Origin of the sequence: Klebsiella sp. EMBS2024, assembly GCF_036233805.1 — a bacterium.
GTDB classification, from domain to species: domain Bacteria; phylum Pseudomonadota; class Gammaproteobacteria; order Enterobacterales; family Enterobacteriaceae; genus Klebsiella; species Klebsiella pneumoniae.
This window is the reverse complement of record NZ_JAZARW010000001.1, coordinates 4,849,743-4,867,188: the sequence shown is the minus strand read 5'-3', so window position 1 is coordinate 4,867,188 and position 17,446 is coordinate 4,849,743. Positions and strand designations below refer to the sequence as shown.

Genomic DNA, 17,446 nt, shown 5'->3' with positions numbered 1-17,446 from the left:
AGCATGAGGCATAATAAAATTAAGTGCCCTGTTTCATCATTAGAGAAAAAGCGCTGCGCGCTATTCTTTGATAGCGTAATCCAGACAGCGTGTTATTAGAGTAATGTGCCGTGTTACGGTAATAAAAATGAGATTCATTATCAAGATGATAATAATCAATCTCGAAGAAAAATAAAATAAACACCAACAATCAAAAGGTTACAACAAAACAGATGGGGAGAAATAAAATAAAAACATCATCATTATTTTCTATTTATCATTAAAAACACACATTTTCGCCATATTATCTCCATAGTTAAATTAAAGATAAAAACATATTAATAGTAAGCGATAAAATGGGAGAAAACTATTTGTCGGCATTGTTATGTTTTTTACGCCCTTGTCGTTCCCAGCTAACGGCGGCCGTTCTGCTAAAATAATCACATCCCCTGCGGAGTATTCCTCCATGAACGCCTACTCGCTATCACGTCTGTTTATCGCCTGGCTCACCTGCCTCGCGACACTGTTATTCGCTCCTCTGCTGCCGGCAGTAGAGGCGGAAAAAGCGCCGCCGGCAGCAGCCGAAGACAACACGCTATCGATTCATATCGACGATATGCTACGACCATGGAGAGGCGATTTGCCTGGCATGATCGACCGTCGTACCATTCGGGTATTAACCACCTACAGCAAGACCTTCTTTTTTATTGATAAAGGCACCCAGCGCGGGGCGACGCACGACATTTTTATCGCGCTGGAAAACGAGCTGAATAAACAGCTAGCGAAGGATAAAAAGCTCAAACAGCGCCACCTGAAGCTGCATATCGTTTTTGTGCCGGTCAGTCGGGACAATCTCTTTATCGCGCTTAATGAAGGTAAAGGCGATATTGCGGCTGCCAATCTGACTATCACGCCCTCGCGGGAAGCACAGGTCGATTTCGCCCAGCCGCTCTACAGCAACGTGAAAGAATTACTGATCTCCGGCCCGGCTTCACCGAAGGTCGACAGCCTGGAGCAACTCTCTGGTCAAACCGTCTTTGTTCGCCGCTCCTCCAGCTATTACGACAGCCTGCAAGCGCTGAACGCCCGATTTGCCGGTGAGTCGCGCCCACCGGTGATACTGGAGGCGGCGCCGGAAGCGCTGGAGGATGAAGATCTGCTGGAAATGCTCAACGCCGGGCTGATTCCGCTGATCGTCGTCGATCAGCATAAAGCGTTGTTCTGGAAACAGGTGTTTCCAAAAATTCAGGTCCATGACAATGTGGTGCTGCGCGACGGCGGCGACATTGCCTGGGCGGTACGCAAAGACAGCCCGCAGCTGCTGACGGTACTGAACAACTTCGTCAAAAAGAATCGTCAGGGCACCACGCTGGGCAATACTCTCCTGCTGCGTTACCTGAAAAATGCTAAATATGTCAAAAATGCCGCGGCGAGTAAGGAACGACGCAAATTCCTCGCGATGGTAGATGTCTTCCGCAAGTACGGCGATCGTTACGACGTCGACTGGCTGCTGATGGCGGCCCAGGGATACCAGGAGTCGCGGCTGAATCAGTCGGTACGGAGCCACGTCGGCGCCATCGGCGTTATGCAGGTGATGCCCAGCACTGGAAAAGAGCTGAAGGTGGGCGATATTAAACAGCTGGATCCCAATATCCATGCCGGCGTGAAATACATGCGCTGGATGATGGATCGGTACTATGCCGATGAGCCCATGACCCGGCTCGATAAAGCGCTGTTTACCTTTGCCTCCTATAACGCGGGTCCGGCGCGTATCGCCCGCCTGCGCACCATGACTAAACAGCGAGGATTTGACCCGAACGTCTGGTTCGGTAACGTCGAAAATATGGCGGCAGAAAAAATTGGCGCCGAGACGGTAACCTACGTCAGCAATATCTATAAGTATTACATCGCCTATCGGCTGATCGTCGATGACATGGCCCGCAAACAGAAAGCGACGGCCGTACCGCGGCAGGAGCCGGTAGCGCAGCCAGCCAAACCGCAGCCCAGCGTGGCGACAGCCGCCACCGCTCAGGTGCCCGTCATCTGAATCGCTCGTTACCGTAGGTCAAATTCCATCCTGAAATGACGGTGCAGGAATAACAAAGAAAAAGCCCCGGCGAAACCGGGGCTTTCTGCTTTCGACTGCGCAGACAGTGCGCCTAAGGCAAGCCTTAGAACGGGATGTCGTCGTCGAAGTCCATCGGCGGTTCGTTGGAAGGCGCTGCCGGGGCCTGCTGCTGCGGACGGGACTGCGCGCCGCCGCTGAACTGGTTGCCGCCCTGCGGCTGCTGCGGCTGACCCCAACCGCCCTGCTGCTGGCCGCCGCCTGCCGGTGCGCCGCCGCCCTGACGGCCGCCCAGCATCTGCATGGTGCCGCCCACGTTCACCACCACTTCGGTGGTGTATTTGTCNTGACCGGATTGATCGGTCCACTTGCGGGTACGCAGCTGGCCTTCAATGTACACCTGAGAGCCTTTACGCAGATACTCACCAGCGACTTCCGCCAGTTTGCCGAACAGCACAACGCGGTGCCACTCGGTCTGCTCTTTCATTTCGCCGGTCTGCTTGTCACGCCAGGATTCGGAAGTTGCCAGCGTGAAGTTGGCGACAGCGCCGCCACTTGGCATGTAGCGTACTTCCGGGTCCTGCCCCAGATTACCGACGAGAATCACCTTGTTTACGCCTCTGCTGGCCATGTTCGTGTCTCCTGAATACGTTTCTTAATAGTGTAAACGCGCGAGTGTACCATTTCCACGTAGCATTTTAATAGCTGCGAGGCTGATTCCAGAGATAGTACCCGGCTACGGCATTGTTGCACACTCGACCCGAATTTGCATTCCGATACTGTATATTCATTCAGGTTAAATTGTGTCATAATTAGCCGTTTCTGCCGTTTGTCCTTCAAGCAAACCAGGCAATCCGTGTATCTACCTACCGGGAAAGGTGAATGGATAAGATCGAAGTTCGGGGCGCCCGCACCCATAATCTCAAAAACATCAACCTCGTTATCCCGCGCGACAAACTCATTGTCGTCACCGGGCTTTCCGGGTCTGGCAAATCTTCACTCGCTTTCGACACCCTGTATGCCGAAGGCCAGCGTCGCTACGTCGAATCGCTCTCCGCCTATGCGCGACAGTTCCTGTCGCTGATGGAGAAGCCGGACGTCGACCATATCGAAGGGCTGTCGCCGGCGATTTCCATCGAACAGAAATCAACCTCTCACAACCCCCGCTCGACGGTGGGTACTATTACCGAAATTCACGACTATCTGCGTCTGCTGTACGCCCGCGTCGGCGAACCGCGCTGTCCGGATCACGACGTGCCGCTGGCGGCGCAAACCGTCAGTCAGATGGTCGATAATGTCCTCGCCCAGCCGGAAGGCCTGCGCCTGATGCTGCTGGCGCCCATTATTAAAGAGCGCAAAGGCGAGCACACTAAAACCCTGGAAAACCTCGCCAGTCAGGGCTACATCCGCGCGCGGATCGACGGCGAGGTCTGCGATCTGTCGGATCCGCCGAAGCTGGAGCTGCAGAAGAAGCACACCATTGAGGTAGTCATCGACCGCTTCAAGGTGCGCGACGATCTGGCGCAGCGCCTGGCCGAGTCGTTTGAAACCGCGCTGGAGCTCTCCGGCGGGACCGCCATTGTGGCTAATATGGATGATGAGAAAGCGGAAGAACTGCTGTTTTCCGCCAACTTCGCCTGCCCGATCTGCGGCTACAGCATGCGCGAGCTGGAGCCGCGTCTGTTCTCCTTTAACAACCCGGCGGGCGCCTGCCCGACCTGCGACGGCCTCGGCGTGCAGCAATATTTCGATCCCGATCGCGTGGTGCAAAATCCCGAGCTGTCGCTGGCGGGCGGCGCCATCCGCGGCTGGGATCGGCGTAACTTCTACTACTTCCAGATGCTGAAGTCGCTGGCGGAGCACTATAAATTCGACGTCGAAGCGCCATGGGGCACCCTCAGCGCCAACGTGCAGAAAGTGGTGCTGTACGGTTCAGGTAAAGAAAGTATTGAATTCAAATACATGAACGACCGCGGCGATACCTCGGTGCGCCGCCATCCGTTCGAAGGCGTGCTGCATAACATGGAGCGCCGTTACAAAGAGACGGAATCCAGCGCGGTGCGCGAAGAGCTGGCGAAGTTCATCAGCAACCGTCCGTGCGCCAGCTGCGACGGCACGCGTCTGCGTCGCGAGGCGCGCCACGTGTTTGTGGAAAACACCCCGCTGCCGACCATTTCCGATATGAGCATCGGCCATGCGATGGATTTCTTCAACAATCTGAAGCTTTCCGGACAGCGGGCGAAAATCGCCGAAAAAGTGCTGAAAGAGATTGGCGATCGTCTGAAATTCCTCGTCAACGTCGGCCTCAACTACCTGACGCTCTCCCGCTCGGCGGAAACGCTCTCCGGCGGCGAAGCCCAGCGTATCCGTCTGGCAAGCCAGATTGGCGCCGGGCTGGTTGGCGTGATGTACGTGCTGGATGAACCCTCTATCGGCCTGCACCAGCGCGATAACGAACGCCTGCTCGGCACCCTGATCCACCTGCGTAATTTAGGCAACACGGTGATCGTCGTTGAGCACGACGAAGACGCCATTCGCGCCGCCGACCATGTGATCGATATCGGTCCAGGCGCTGGCGTTCACGGCGGCCAGGTAGTAGCGGAAGGGCCGTTGGAGGCCATTATGGCGGTCCCGGAATCCCTGACCGGCCAGTTCATGAGCGGTAAACGCAAAATTGAAGTGCCGAAACAGCGCGTGCCCGCCAACCCGGAGAAAGTCCTCAAGCTGACCGGCGCGCGCGGCAACAACCTGAAGGATGTAACGCTGACCCTGCCAGTGGGCCTGTTTACCTGCATCACCGGCGTCTCCGGCTCGGGTAAATCCACGCTGATCAACGATACCCTGTTCCCGATTGCCCAGCGCCAGCTCAACGGCGCGACCATCGCCGAACCAGCGCCGTATCGCGATATCCAGGGGCTGGAACATTTCGATAAAGTGATCGATATCGACCAGAGCCCGATCGGCCGGACGCCGCGCTCCAACCCGGCAACCTATACCGGGGTGTTTACCCCGGTGCGCGAGCTGTTCGCCGGCGTACCGGAGTCTCGCTCACGCGGCTATACGCCGGGGCGCTTTAGCTTTAACGTTCGCGGTGGGCGCTGCGAAGCCTGCCAGGGTGACGGCGTCATTAAGGTTGAGATGCACTTCCTGCCGGATATCTACGTGCCGTGCGACCAGTGCAAAGGCAAACGCTATAACCGCGAAACGCTGGAGATTAAGTACAAGGGTAAGACCATCCACGAAGTGCTGGATATGACCATTGAAGAGGCGCGTGAATTCTTTGATGCCGTACCGGCGCTGGCGCGTAAGCTGCAAACCCTGATGGACGTCGGCCTGACCTATATCCGCCTTGGCCAGTCGGCGACGACCCTGTCCGGCGGCGAGGCGCAGCGCGTGAAGCTGGCGCGCGAGTTGTCCAAGCGCGGTACCGGCCAGACGCTGTATATCCTCGATGAGCCGACCACCGGTCTGCACTTCGCCGATATCCAGCAGTTGCTGGAAGTGCTGCACCAGCTGCGCGATCAGGGCAATACCATCGTGGTGATTGAGCACAACCTCGATGTGATTAAAACTGCCGACTGGATTGTCGATCTCGGCCCGGAAGGCGGCAGCGGCGGCGGCGAAATCCTGGTCTCCGGTACGCCGGAAACCGTCGCCGAGTGCGAAGCCTCGCACACCGCGCGCTTCCTCAAGCCCATGCTGAAATAATTAGCGGGTAAGCTGCTGCCGGACCGGCTCCGGCAGCATTTTCACCGCCTGCTGATAAGACGCATCGACCAGGTAGTAGATTTGCGAATCCGGCAGCGAGCCATCCAGATAGACGGTGCTCCAGTGCGCTTTATTGAGATGCTGGCTGGGCCGGACATCGCGATGCTGCTGACGCAGCAGCTCAGCCAGCTCCGGACTCGCCTTCAGCGCGACCGCCGGCCGCTGGTCCTCAACCTCCTTCACCATGGCAAACAGCACGTCTGAGACCTTAATCTGCGTGGCTTTCCAGTCGCTGTGGACGCTCTGCTCTGCTCCCGGTTTCGCCATGCAGTACTGTAATAACTCCGAAATTGTCATCTTTTATTCCCCCATGAGCGTCGCAACGATGCGCCGCGAACCGCCGTGTATCCGATGCTCCCCCAGCCAGATGCCCTGCCAGGTTCCCAGCCTGACGCGCCCGTCCTCGACCGGCAGCATTAGCGACACGCCAAGCATCGATGATTTGATGTGCGACGGCATATCGTCAGGGCCTTCATAGTCATGTTCATACGGCGCATTGTCCGGTACGGCGTTGAGAAAATACTGCTCCATGTCATAGCGGACGGTGGGATCGCAGTTTTCGTTGAGCGTCAGGGAAGCGGAAGTATGCTGGAGCAGGAGGTGCAGCAGGCCAACCTTCACCCCGGACAGCCCGCGGATCTGGCCAAGGATTTCGTCGGTGACCAGATGAAAACCGCGGGATTTTGGCCCAAGCGTCAGGGTTTGCTGATACCACATCATTGACTCCTTTTGCGAATGAATCCTTCTAAGTGTGCAGCAATACGTGAAAAGGTAAAACCTTCCACCCCTGATTTTGCATAAAAAAACGGCAGCGCCGTCGCTGCCGTTTATCGCGTTCAGGCGGTCATCAGTATTCGGAATTGACGATTACTTCCTCGCCCAGCGCGCCAGCCATCGGCAACGGCTTATAGGAGGAGTTGGCGGCCCGCAGCACGCGGATGCCACGGGCGCCCGCTTCGCGGGCGGCGGTGATATCGTTATCCGAATCGCCGTAGAAAACCTTTATCTGCTTCGCCTGCAGCCACTGGGTCTTGGTGTTTTGGCCAGGCTTATCGCCAGCGAAAATCACCGGATTCATATTGGCGGCCGGGATGAGAAAATCATCCTGCAGGGTTTTAGAAACGGTTTCGGTTTTGGTCTGGCTGCGGCCGGTGACGAACCAGATGCTGTCCCCGCGCTTCACATGCATCGCAATCAGTTGGCGCGCCACCTCTTTCGGCATGCTGAATTCATCCCAGCCATTGTTCATTTTTTCCCAGAACTGCGGGTTTTTCAGGTAATCCTCGCTGCCGGGAGAGAAGGTTTTTTGCCCGCGCCAGAAACCCGGACTGGAGAAGAGGACGGTGTCATCGATATCAAAGCCGACGGCCATCGGCGGCCGCCCCAGCAGGCTGTTCTCAATTTGCGCCACCGAAACCCAGTGGATCGGCGCCTGCTCGGCCAGCTGGGCCACGTTGGTGCCGACCCACAGCGGCTGCGGCGTGGAGGCGCGCGCCACAACGGCGCTGTTCAGCGTGAACAGGAGAGAAGCCGCCGCAAGGGCGAGAGTAAGTTTGCGCATATTTATCCCTAAATCTATCAATCATTATTGTTTTCAATAATGTGCATGCTTATCAACGTCCCGACCTTACCCGCCGGCGGCATGGATGAAAAGCCTTTTTCGCGCAGATGTCATAGAAAAAGAGGATGATCACATCCGAGGGGTTGCCCCTGCCCGTTGACCGGCAGAGACAACCTGCTGGAGAGCGGCTTACATTACCGCGGCAAAAGCTTTCGCTACCTGCTGAACATTACGTGAGTTTAACCCCGCCACGCACATGCGTCCGCTGGCAATCAGGTAGACGCCAAACTCATCGCGCAGACGATCCACCTGCGCCGCGCTAAATCCGGTATAGCTGAACATCCCGCGCTGCTTGAGCAGGTAATCCACTTTGCTGCCCGGGGCAACCTGCTGCAGCGCGTCGACCAGCGCCTGGCGCATGGTCAGGATGTGCGCGCGCATGGCGTCCACTTCCGCCTGCCAGGTGGCTTTCAGAGCTGCATCGTTCAGCACCGTCGCCACCACCTGCGCGCCAAAGCTTGGCGGGCTGGAGTAGTTGCGGCGCACGGTGGCCTTCAGCTGACCCAGCACGCGGCCCGCGGTTTCGCTGTCTTCACAGACCACGGACAGACCGCCGACGCGCTCCCCGTACAGCGAGAAAATTTTGGAGAACGAGTTGCTGACCAGCATCGGCATCCCGGCGCTGGCGATGGCGCGAATGGCGTAGGCATCCTCTTCCAGCCCCCCGCCAAAGCCCTGGTAGGCGATGTCGAGGAAGGGGATCAGCTGACGCGCTTTCAATACCTCAACCACGCGGTCCCACTGGGCTGGCGTCAGGTCGGCGCCGGTCGGGTTGTGGCAGCAAGGGTGCAGCAGCACAATATCGCGGGCCGGCAGCGTTTGCAGCGTCGCCAGCAGGTCCTCAAAGCGCACGCCGTTGGTGGCTTTATCAAACCAGGGGTAAGTACTTACTTCGAAGCCAGCCCCTTCAAAAATGGCGATGTGGTTTTCCCAGGTCGGATCGCTGACCCAGACATGAGACTCAGGAAAGTAACGTTTGAGGAAGTCGGCCCCGACCTTCAGCGCGCCCGAACCGCCGACCGTCTGAATAGAGGCAATGCGATTTTGCTTAAGCGCGGTATGCTCTGCGCCAAACAGCAGCGGCGCAATCGCCTGACGGTAGCCGCTCAACCCTTCCATTGGCAGATACAGCGAGGCGCCATGCGGCTCGGCGTTCAGGCGTGCTTCCGCTTCCGCCACCGCCTGCAGCTGCGGGATAATGCCGTCATCGTTGTAGTACAGCCCGATACTCAGGTTGACTTTGTCGCTTCGCGGGTCTTCTTTGAAGCGTTCCATCAGAGAAAGAATAGGGTCGCCGGCGTAGGCGTCAACTTTTTGAAACACGCGATGTATCTCCAGGTTTACATGGGGCAGGTTCTTACACAATAAACCGGATATGACGGCAGGTCGAGAGGATGTTGAGGGGAAAGTGACCGCGCAGCGGTATAAACCGCTTTTTTGAGCGCCGCAGGCCTGGTGCGTACCGGATCAGCCTCTGTACTATCCGGTACGCCAGAGGCTTAGTCGAGGTATTTCATGGCGACGCGGGAGGTCAGTCGCGTAATAAGTTCGTAAGCACTCACTTTCGTTATCTCGGCGATGCGCTCTACCGGGAGCCCCTCTCCCCACAGCACTACCGCGTCGCCGGCCTTATCCTGGGCCTGCGGTCCGAGGTCAACGCAGATCATATCCATCGCCACCCGGCCGACAATCGGCACTTCCCGGCCATTGACCAGTACCGGCGTGCCCGACGGTGCCGCACGCGGATAACCGTCGCCATAGCCCATCGCCACCACGCCGAGACGGGTATCGCGTTCGCTGATCCAGGTGCCGCCGTACCCGACGGGCTCCCCTGCTTTATGCTCGCGCACCGCAATCAGGCTGGACGTCAGGGTCATCACCGGCTGGCAGCCGAAATCTTTCCCGGTGGAGCGATCGTCCAGCGGCGACACGCCATACAGGATAATTCCGGGGCGCACCCAGTCGTAATGCGATTGCGGCCACAGCAGAATGCCGCCCGAGGCGGCGATAGAGCGCAAGCCCGGCTTGCCTTCGGTAAAGGTGGTGAAGATGTCCAGCTGGCGTTCGGTGGCGCCGCAGGTCGGCTCATCGGCGCGCGCGAAGTGGCTCACCACGTTCACCGGCTGGCGGACGTTTTTACACTGGCTCAGACGCTGATAAAACGCCTCGGCTTCCTCCGGGCGCACCCCTAAGCGATGCATGCCGGTATCCAGCTTCATCCACACGGTCACCGGCTCGGGGAGATCGGCTTGCTCCAGCGCCGCCAGCTGTTCGGGGCTATGCACCGCCGTATGCAGGCGCTGGGCGGCGATCACCGCCAGGTCTTCCGCAGCAAAAAAGCCTTCCANCAGGAGGATCGGCTGGGCGATGCCCCCCGCTCGCAGGCGCAGCGCCTCTTCCAGGCGGGCGACGCCAAAGGCGTCGGCGTCGGTCAGCGTTCGCGCGGTCTCGAGAAGACCGTGTCCGTAGGCGTTCGCTTTCACTACCGCAACCAGTTTGCTGGCGGGCGCCAGTTCACGCAGACGTTGCAGGTTGTGTCGCAGAGCGCGGCGGTTGATAACTACAGTTGCCGCTTGCATTTGAATTCCTTAATAAAAGAAGGCGGAAGGATTACTCATCATCATACTGAGGACCGGCATAATTATCGAAACGCGACCACTGGCCGTTAAAGGTCAGTCGCACGGTGCCGATCGGGCCGTTACGTTGTTTACCAATGATAATTTCCGCGATGCCTTTAAGATCGCTGTTCTCGTGATAGACCTCATCACGGTAAATGAACATGATTAAGTCGGCATCTTGTTCGATAGAGCCGGACTCACGCAGGTCGGAGTTGACCGGGCGCTTATCGGCGCGCTGCTCCAGCGAGCGGTTAAGCTGCGACAGCGCCACCACCGGCACCTGCAGCTCTTTCGCCAGCGCCTTCAGCGAGCGGGAGATTTCAGCAATCTCAAGGGTACGGTTGTCGGAGAGCGACGGCACGCGCATCAGCTGCAGGTAGTCGATCATAATCAGTCCGATGCCGCCGTGCTCGCGGGCGATACGCCGCGCGCGGGAGCGCACCTCCGTCGGCGTCAGGCCGGAGGAGTCATCGATATAGATATTGCGCTTTTCCAGCAGGATGCCCATGGTGCCGGAGATCCGCGCCCAGTCTTCGTCGTCCAGTTGACCGGTACGAATGCGGGTCTGATCGACGCGCGACAGCGAGGCCAGAGAACGCATCATGATCTGTTCCGAGGGCATCTCGAGACTAAAGATTAATACCGGTTTGTCCTGCAGCATCGCCGCGTTTTCCACGAGGTTCATCGCGAAGGTCGTTTTACCCATCGATGGACGGGCGGCGACGATAATCAGATCCGACGGCTGCAGGCCGGCGGTCTTTTTGTTGAGGTCGTCGTAGCCGGTATTGACCCCGGTGACGCCGTCATGGGGCTGCTGGAACAGCTGTTCGATACGGGCGACGGTGGCATCGAGGACATCGGCGATGTTCTTCGGCCCTTCGTCTTTGTTGGCCCGGCTTTCGGCGATTTTGAAAACCCGGGATTCGGCGAGGTCGAGCAGATCTTCGCTGGTTCGCCCCTGCGGGTCGAAGCCGGCTTCGGCGATCTCGTTGGCCACCGAAATCATTTCGCGCACCACCGCGCGTTCGCGCACGATGTCGGCATAGGCGCTGATGTTAGCCGCGCTGGGCGTGTTTTTGGACAGTTCGGCCAGATAGGCGAAGCCGCCCACGCTGTCCAGCTGCCCTTGACGCTCCAGCGACTCGGCGAGCGTAATCAGGTCAATCGGACTGCCGGACTCCTGCAGGCGCGCCATCTCGGTAAAAATATGACGGTGCGGACGGGTATAAAAGTCGTCGGCAACGACGCGTTCGGCGACGTCGTCCCAGCGCTCGTTATCCAGCATTAAACCGCCCAACACCGACTGCTCCGCTTCAATCGAGTGCGGCGGGACTTTCAGCCCGGCGAGCTGCGGATCGCGTTCGCGGGTTTCTGTCTGTGGTTTGTTGAAGGGTTTATTTCCTGCCATAGCCTAACATTTCACCGATCCGGAAAAGAGCGTGACAGTATAGCGAGAAAGCCATTGCCGCTAAAGAACCCATTAAGCGTGGCAGGCCTGAGGCGGGTAAGAAAATCCGTCGCCGCCGGCGCAGGCTGTTAAGCTTACTGAATAATCTCGGAACAACACAGGAGCGAACATGGCAACACGCATCGAATTTTCGAAACACGGGGGACCGGAGGTGCTTCAGGCGGTTGAGTTCACGCCACGCGATCCCGCAGAACATGAGATTCAGGTCGAAAACAAAGCCATCGGCATCAACTATATCGACACCTATGTTCGCAGCGGCCTCTATCCGCCGCCGTCGCTGCCGAGCGGCCTGGGCACCGAGGCGGCCGGCATCGTCAGTAAAGTTGGCCATGGGGTCACGCATATTAAGGTAGGCGATCGGGTGGTGTACGCCCAGTCGGCGCTCGGCGCCTACAGCACGGTACACAATGTGCTGGCCGACAAAGCGGCGGTCCTGCCGGACGCTATCTCTTTCGAACAGGCCGCCGCGTCGTTCCTCAAAGGATTAACGGTCTGGTATCTACTGCGCAAAACCTATGAAATTAAGCCTGATGAGATGTTCCTGTTTCACGCGGCCGCTGGCGGCGTGGGGCTGATAGCCTGTCAGTGGGCGAAAGCGCTGGGGGCGAAACTTATCGGTACCGTCGGCAGCGCGCAGAAAGCGCAGCGCGCCAAAGAGGCGGGCGCCTGGCAGGTGATTAACTATCGCGAGGAGTCTATCGTGGAGCGGCTCAAGGCGCTCACCGACGGTAAGAAAGTGGCCGTCGTCTACGACTCGGTGGGGAAAGATACCTGGGAGGCCTCTCTGGACTGCCTGCAGCGCCGCGGCCTGATGGTCAGCTTTGGTAACTCCTCCGGTCCGGTGACCGGCGTTAATCTGGGGATCCTGAATCAAAAAGGCTCCCTGTACGTCACTCGCCCATCGCTGCAGGGCTATATCACCAACCGGGAAGAACTGGAGGAAGCCTGCAGTGAACTGTTTTCGCTGATCGCCAGCGGGGTGATTAAAGTGGACGTGGCTGAAAGTCAGATCTATCCGCTGAGCGAAGCGCGGCGGGCGCATGAAGTTCTGGAGAGCCGGGTGACGCAGGGTTCGAGTTTGCTGCTGCCATAAGTTGGCAGAAGGGGCAAAAGTTTAGGGCTTCCACCTGGGAAGCCCTTACTTTTTTTTAGTTCGGCTGTATGTAGGGTACAGCGCGATGAATTCGTTAACGCGCTAATAGTGACAGATTTGCGCAGCAATGCCTACGCGGTTGTCTGCAAAATTGTTCAGGTTGTGACGCACCCCTCAATACCTTAGTAACGCCAACGGTTATTGTCGCGAAAAGCATTTCCGTTCGGGGATTTCAGCGCCCGAATAACCCACACCGCCGCCACCGCCAGCAGCAGCCACGGCAGTAATTTGATCATCAAGGCGAACAACCCGCCGACGAACATCAGCGCCGTCGCCACCACGATTGCCGCGATAATCCCCAGCAGCGATACGCCGGTGACCAGCAGCATGACAAAAAATCCAATGACAAATAGCAGTTCCAGCATGGTTCTCTNNNAAAAAATGAATACTTCACTCTGCAGGTATTACAAAAAGCATGCCAAACATAAGCACTTGACTTTAAAAGAAAACGCCCCGCGTCAGTGCGCGAGGCGTGGTCAATTTCACCAGGTTTTGGTCAGAAATTAACGTTTATCGGCCACCAGCTTCAGGGCATGCTCCAGCACCGCAATATCGGCGCCGGCTTTATGCGCATTTTCGCTCAGGTAGCGACGCCACTGGCGAGCGCCAGGGATCCCCTGAAACAGCCCCAGCATATGGCGGGTAATATGGCCCAGATAGGTGCCCTTGCTGAGCTCGCGCTCAATATAGGGGTACATGGCTCGCACCACCGTTACCGGATCGGCATCCGCGCCGGCGACGCCGAAAATTTCGCGGTCGACCGAGGCCAGAATGCCCGGGTTCTGATAGGCCTCACGCCCGACCATCACCCCATCCATATGCTCAAGCTGTACTCTGGCTTCGTCCAGCGATTTGATGCCGCCGTTGATCGCCATCGTCAGATGGGGGAAATCGCGCTTCAGCTGCCAGACGCGGGGGTAATCCAGCGGCGGGATCTCGCGGTTCTCTTTCGGGCTCAGCCCGGAGAGCCAGGCTTTGCGGGCGTGAATAATAAACATCTCACACTCGCCCTTGCCGGAGACCGTCTCAATGAAATCGCACAGAAACTCATAGCTATCCTGGTCGTCGATACCGATACGGGTTTTTACCGTGACCGGAATCGACACCACATCGCGCATCGCCTTGATACAGTCGGCCACCAGCTGCGCATTGCCCATCAGGCAAGCGCCAAACATCCCGTTCTGCACGCGGTCGGAGGGGCAGCCGACGTTGAGGTTGATCTCATCATAGCCGCGCGCCTCGGCCAGCTTTGCGCACTGCGCCAGGGCCTGGGGATCGCTGCCGCCGAGCTGCAGAGCAACCGGGTGCTCTTCTTCGCTATAGGCCAGATAGTCCCCTTTGCCGTGAATAATCGCCCCGGTGGTCACCATTTCGGTATACAGCAGCGTATGCCGCGACAGCAGCCGCAGGAAGTAGCGGCAGTGTCGGTCGGTCCAGTCGAGCATCGGCGCGATGGAGAAGCGGTGAGCAGGGAAAACAGGTGACGTTGATTCAGGCATCATGGCGAATAAATAAGCATCCGGGTAAAAAGGGGCGCTACTATAGCATAAAGATACACCACAGGCGCATAGTGCGCCGCGCTTCGCCCCTCACCTGAAATGATTACTTTTTCCGCGGCTTGCCGTCGTGTGGACCGAAGAACTGCGGCGGATGGTCAACCCAACGATCCTGGCGCGTCGCGGCATAGCCGGGATTGAGCGGGTAATAAATGCGGTTGTACTTCTTGTTGGCCTCGCCCACCACCAGCAGACGAACTTCCTGCTCGGTGTTATTGAGAAAGGTGTGGCAGATGCCGGTACCAGCGGGAAAACCCACGCTGTCGCCGGGCTCCAGCTTCCAGAGATAGCCGTTTATCCACACTTCCGGATAGCCCTCCAGCACGTAGATGAACTCTTCCTCATCGCTCTCCGCGTGTGGATAAGAGGTGCGCCGCCCGGGCGGCAGCCGCTCGTGGTGGATCCCCAGCCGGTTGAGACGTAAACCTCGCCCCAGCGGCGCGCCGATTGAAAAACGCTCCGGGCTGTCGGGATAAGTAGCATCGTCGGGCCCTTCCAGTTCGCGCCAGTGGCGAATGCAATCAGGTCGTTTCATCGTTTTCTCCCGAAAATGAGACACTTCAGATATAGCATACCCAGGGTCGGGCGTGTTGTGATTAAATCGGACATGGTGGTTTTAGCGAGCGGCTAAGGCGTAGTCTGCTCGAGAATAAGCGGCCAGCGCTCGGGACGGGCGCCGGTGCCGACAACCTGAAGTATGACCCGTATCACCTGCCGGCTCTCGGTGTTTTCTGAGGAACGTGATAAAGTAACAGATTCAAATTCACGCAATCCGAGGATGCTCATGGATAAGACCCCTTCGCAAGAGATGTTAGCGCATGCTGAAAAGCTTTGCGCACAGCGCGGCGTACGCCTGACTCCACAGCGTCTGGAAGTGTTGCGCCTGATGAGCCTGCAGCAAGGGGCAATCAGCGCCTACGATCTGCTGGACTTGCTACGTGAAAAAGAGCCGCAGGCGAAACCGCCGACGGTTTACCGTGCGCTGGAGTTTTTACTCAAGCAGGGTTTTGTCCATAAGGTAGAGTCAACCAATAGCTATGTGCTGTGCCATCTGTTCGACCAGCCGACCCATAGCTCGGCCATGTTTATCTGCGACCGCTGCGGCGTGGTAAAAGAAGAGGCGGCGGAAGGGGTGGAAGATATCATGCATACGCTGGCGGCCCGCATGGGGTTTGCCCTGCGCCACAATGTGATAGAAGCTCACGGGCTTTGCGCGGGCTGCGTGGAAGTCGAAGCCTGCAGCACCCCGGGACACTGCCAGCACGATCATACTATTCAGCTCAAAAAGAAAGCCCGCTGAGCGGCTGCCGCAGCGGGAAAAAGGGTTAACGGCGCGTCCCTGCGCCATTCAGACAGGCACTAACACAAATGCTTCATTCTTCGGATCAAGGAACGCTACCAGCGATAGTCGTTCTTATGCTCCCAGTCTGAGACTTCTTTCTCAGCCTGATCTTTCTCATAGCCGTAACGCTCCTGAATTTTGCCGACCAGCTGGTCGCGCTTCCCTTCGATTACGGTCATATCATCATCGGTAAGTTTGCCCCACTGTTCCTTGGCTTTACCTTTAAACTGTTTCCAGTTACCGCCGATTTCGTCTTTATTCATAATAACGTCCTCATCATTCGGTGGGTTTACAGCCCGTTTTGTGCCGGACATGGTATTAACTATAGATGAGAATGCTGGCGTCGATTCGTTATTCGGAATTTTTAACCATCGCACCGCGGGATAACGCGAAGAGGATGTTCCCGGCTTGCGCCACGCTGAGCCGGGCTATTGAATCGCCCTGTAAGCGTAGCGCGACCGGGGAAGGTCACGGCTAGCGGCAATGACGGGAGATAACTAACTAAACCATGTGCCGCGTCGCCAGTGTCGACGCCAGATCAGCGCCAGCGACAGGCCGCGCAGGGCGAGGAACACCGCCAGCGCCAGCCACAGACCATGGTTGCCAAGCACCGGTAGCGTAAGCAGCGTCACGGCAAACCCCGCCGCGGCGACCGCCATACTGTTCCTCATCTCAGCGCCGCGCGTCGCGCCGATAAACATGCCGTCCAGCAGATAACACCAGACGCCGACCACCGGCAGGATCGTCTGCCAGATCAGATAGCGATCGGCCAGCTGCTGCAGGGAAGGCAGTGAGGTTAACAACGCGATAATGTACTGCCCCGCCAGGCTGTAAATCAGGGCAAACGCCAGCGCCACCATGCCGGACTGCCGGCAGGCCGCCCGCCACACCTCCAGCAACTGGCTACCGTCGCGCGCGCCGTAGGCCTGGCCGGAGTGAGCCTCCACGGCATAGGCAAAGCCATCCAGCGCGTAGGCGGTAAAGGTCAGCATGGTCATCAGTACGGCGTTCACCGCCACGATGTCGCTGCCCAGACGGGCGCCGAATACGGTCAGCGCGCCAAAGCACAGCTGCAGCAGCAGCGAGCGCAGCATGATGTCCCGATTCAACGCCAATAAACGGCGCAGATCCCCGCGCCAGGCATTTTTCAGCATCGCCAGCGACACGCCGCGCAGCGTCAGCACCCGCTTCGCCATCAGCAGGCCAATAATGAGGGTGGCGTACTCCGCGGTGACCGTGGCCAGCGCCGCTCCCTGGACGTTCATCCGCAGGCCCATCACCAGCCACAGATCGAGCACAATATTCAACAGATTACCCACCACCAGCAGAATAACCGGCGCCCGGGCGTACTGGACGCCCAGCAGCCAGCCGAGCAGCACCAGGTTGGCCAGCGAGGCGGGGGCGCTGAGCCAGCGAATTTCGAGAAACCGTCTCGCCTGCTCAAGCACCGCCTCGCTGCCGCCGACAATATGCAGAGCGAGGTCAATTAGCGGCAGGCGAAGCAGGATAATCAGCACCCCGGCGCCCAGCGCCAGGGCCAGCGGCTGCACCAGCGCCCGCGCCAGGCGCTGCGGATCTTTGGCGCCCCAGGCCTGAGCGGTGAGCCCGGTGGTGCTCATGCGCAGGAACAGCAGCAGCATGAAGAGGAAACTGGTGGCCGTCGCCCCGACCGCTACGCCGCCGAGGTATACCGGGCTGTCCAGGTGGCCGATCACCGCAGTATCCACCAGCCCCAGCAGCGGGACGGTGATGTTGGAGAAAATCATAGGGAGGGCAAGACGCCACAGCGCTTTATCGGCAGCGTTGAGCAGCATGTTTGAGGACCTGATTGAGGAAAAACGTCGCAGCGTCACGCAACAGATGACGCTGCGCAGAG

General features: G+C 58.2%; 17 protein-coding genes. 5 read left to right on the top strand and 12 right to left on the bottom strand.

The features are described from left to right. Positions 1-445: 445 nt before the first annotated feature. Complete coding sequence (locus VZP09_RS22320; protein ID WP_002885017.1) at positions 446-2,026, top strand: lytic transglycosylase F; 1,581 nt, start codon at positions 446-448, stop codon at positions 2,024-2,026. Between the two features lie 124 nt (positions 2,027-2,150). Here VZP09_RS22320 and ssb1 read toward each other — a convergent pair whose 3' ends face one another. Next, positions 2,151-2,675, bottom strand: coding sequence for a single-stranded DNA-binding protein SSB1 (gene ssb1, locus VZP09_RS22315; RefSeq protein ID WP_328795413.1), 525 nt, complete (start codon positions 2,673-2,675; stop codon positions 2,151-2,153). A gap of 251 nt (positions 2,676-2,926) precedes the next feature. Here ssb1 and uvrA point away from each other — a divergent pair, with 251 nt between their 5' ends. After that, positions 2,927-5,752: an excinuclease ABC subunit UvrA gene (uvrA, locus tag VZP09_RS22310; protein ID WP_004146620.1), complete on the top strand. Its 2,826-nt coding sequence runs from the start codon at positions 2,927-2,929 to the stop codon at positions 5,750-5,752. Here uvrA and VZP09_RS22305 read toward each other — a convergent pair whose 3' ends face one another. The 6 genes from VZP09_RS22305 to dnaB all read right to left on the bottom strand — a co-directional run bounded on the left by VZP09_RS22305 (position 5,753) and on the right by dnaB (position 11,459). Beyond that, complete coding sequence (locus tag VZP09_RS22305; protein ID WP_002884953.1) at positions 5,753-6,109, bottom strand: MmcQ/YjbR family DNA-binding protein; 357 nt, start codon at positions 6,107-6,109, stop codon at positions 5,753-5,755. 3 nt (positions 6,110-6,112) lie between these two features. After that, positions 6,113-6,529, bottom strand: coding sequence for a secondary thiamine-phosphate synthase enzyme YjbQ (locus VZP09_RS22300; RefSeq protein ID WP_002884951.1), 417 nt, complete (start codon positions 6,527-6,529; stop codon positions 6,113-6,115). Between the two features lie 130 nt (positions 6,530-6,659). Then, on the bottom strand, positions 6,660-7,373 hold the full coding sequence (gene aphA, locus VZP09_RS22295; RefSeq protein WP_004151745.1) for an acid phosphatase AphA: 714 nt from the start codon (positions 7,371-7,373) through the stop codon (positions 6,660-6,662). A gap of 189 nt (positions 7,374-7,562) precedes the next feature. Then, positions 7,563-8,756, bottom strand: coding sequence for an aromatic amino acid transaminase (gene tyrB, locus VZP09_RS22290; protein ID WP_002884946.1), 1,194 nt, complete (start codon positions 8,754-8,756; stop codon positions 7,563-7,565). 176 nt (positions 8,757-8,932) lie between these two features. Continuing rightward, on the bottom strand, positions 8,933-10,012 hold the full coding sequence (gene alr / locus VZP09_RS22285; RefSeq protein WP_328795412.1) for an alanine racemase: 1,080 nt from the start codon (positions 10,010-10,012) through the stop codon (positions 8,933-8,935). Positions 10,013-10,043: 31 nt separating this feature from the next. Continuing rightward, positions 10,044-11,459 (bottom strand): replicative DNA helicase, encoded by a 1,416-nt coding sequence (gene dnaB, locus VZP09_RS22280; RefSeq protein ID WP_002884942.1) that lies wholly within the window; start codon positions 11,457-11,459, stop codon positions 10,044-10,046. A 169-nt stretch (positions 11,460-11,628) separates the two neighbouring features. On the opposite strand from dnaB, the gene VZP09_RS22275 reads away from it, so the two are divergent. Further along, positions 11,629-12,612 carry a quinone oxidoreductase gene (locus VZP09_RS22275; protein WP_002884941.1) on the top strand — a complete coding sequence of 328 codons (984 nt, stop codon included), beginning with the start codon at positions 11,629-11,631 and terminating at the stop codon, positions 12,610-12,612. A 182-nt stretch (positions 12,613-12,794) separates the two neighbouring features. Here VZP09_RS22275 and pspG read toward each other — a convergent pair whose 3' ends face one another. The 3 genes from pspG to VZP09_RS22260 all read right to left on the bottom strand — a co-directional run bounded on the left by pspG (position 12,795) and on the right by VZP09_RS22260 (position 14,763). Further along, positions 12,795-13,037, bottom strand: a complete 243-nt coding sequence (gene pspG / locus VZP09_RS22270; RefSeq protein ID WP_009484997.1) for an envelope stress response protein PspG — start codon at positions 13,035-13,037, stop codon at positions 12,795-12,797. Positions 13,038-13,175: 138 nt separating this feature from the next. Further along, a complete protein-coding gene (gene dusA, locus VZP09_RS22265) occupies positions 13,176-14,174 on the bottom strand; it encodes a tRNA dihydrouridine(20/20a) synthase DusA (protein WP_032415844.1) in 999 nt (332 codons plus the stop codon). A gap of 100 nt (positions 14,175-14,274) precedes the next feature. Next, the gene (locus VZP09_RS22260) at positions 14,275-14,763 is read right to left on the bottom strand and encodes a cupin domain-containing protein (RefSeq protein WP_002884935.1); all 489 of its coding nucleotides are present in this window, start codon (positions 14,761-14,763) and stop codon (positions 14,275-14,277) included. A gap of 249 nt (positions 14,764-15,012) precedes the next feature. Between VZP09_RS22260 and zur the strand changes: the two genes are divergently transcribed. Next, positions 15,013-15,528, top strand: a complete 516-nt coding sequence (zur, locus tag VZP09_RS22255) for a zinc uptake transcriptional repressor Zur (protein WP_200553408.1) — start codon at positions 15,013-15,015, stop codon at positions 15,526-15,528. A 95-nt stretch (positions 15,529-15,623) separates the two neighbouring features. On the opposite strand, the gene VZP09_RS22250 is transcribed toward zur, so the two are convergent. Beyond that, positions 15,624-15,833 carry a CsbD family protein gene (locus VZP09_RS22250; protein ID WP_004151747.1) on the bottom strand — a complete coding sequence of 70 codons (210 nt, stop codon included), beginning with the start codon at positions 15,831-15,833 and terminating at the stop codon, positions 15,624-15,626. A gap of 65 nt (positions 15,834-15,898) precedes the next feature. Here VZP09_RS22250 and VZP09_RS22245 point away from each other — a divergent pair, with 65 nt between their 5' ends. Beyond that, the gene (locus tag VZP09_RS22245) at positions 15,899-16,048 is read left to right on the top strand and encodes a hypothetical protein (protein ID WP_004219133.1); all 150 of its coding nucleotides are present in this window, start codon (positions 15,899-15,901) and stop codon (positions 16,046-16,048) included. 19 nt (positions 16,049-16,067) lie between these two features. Here VZP09_RS22245 and dinF read toward each other — a convergent pair whose 3' ends face one another. Next, positions 16,068-17,384 carry an MATE family efflux transporter DinF gene (dinF, locus tag VZP09_RS22240; RefSeq protein ID WP_004151748.1) on the bottom strand — a complete coding sequence of 439 codons (1,317 nt, stop codon included), beginning with the start codon at positions 17,382-17,384 and terminating at the stop codon, positions 16,068-16,070. Between the last annotated feature and the right edge of the window lie 62 nt (positions 17,385-17,446).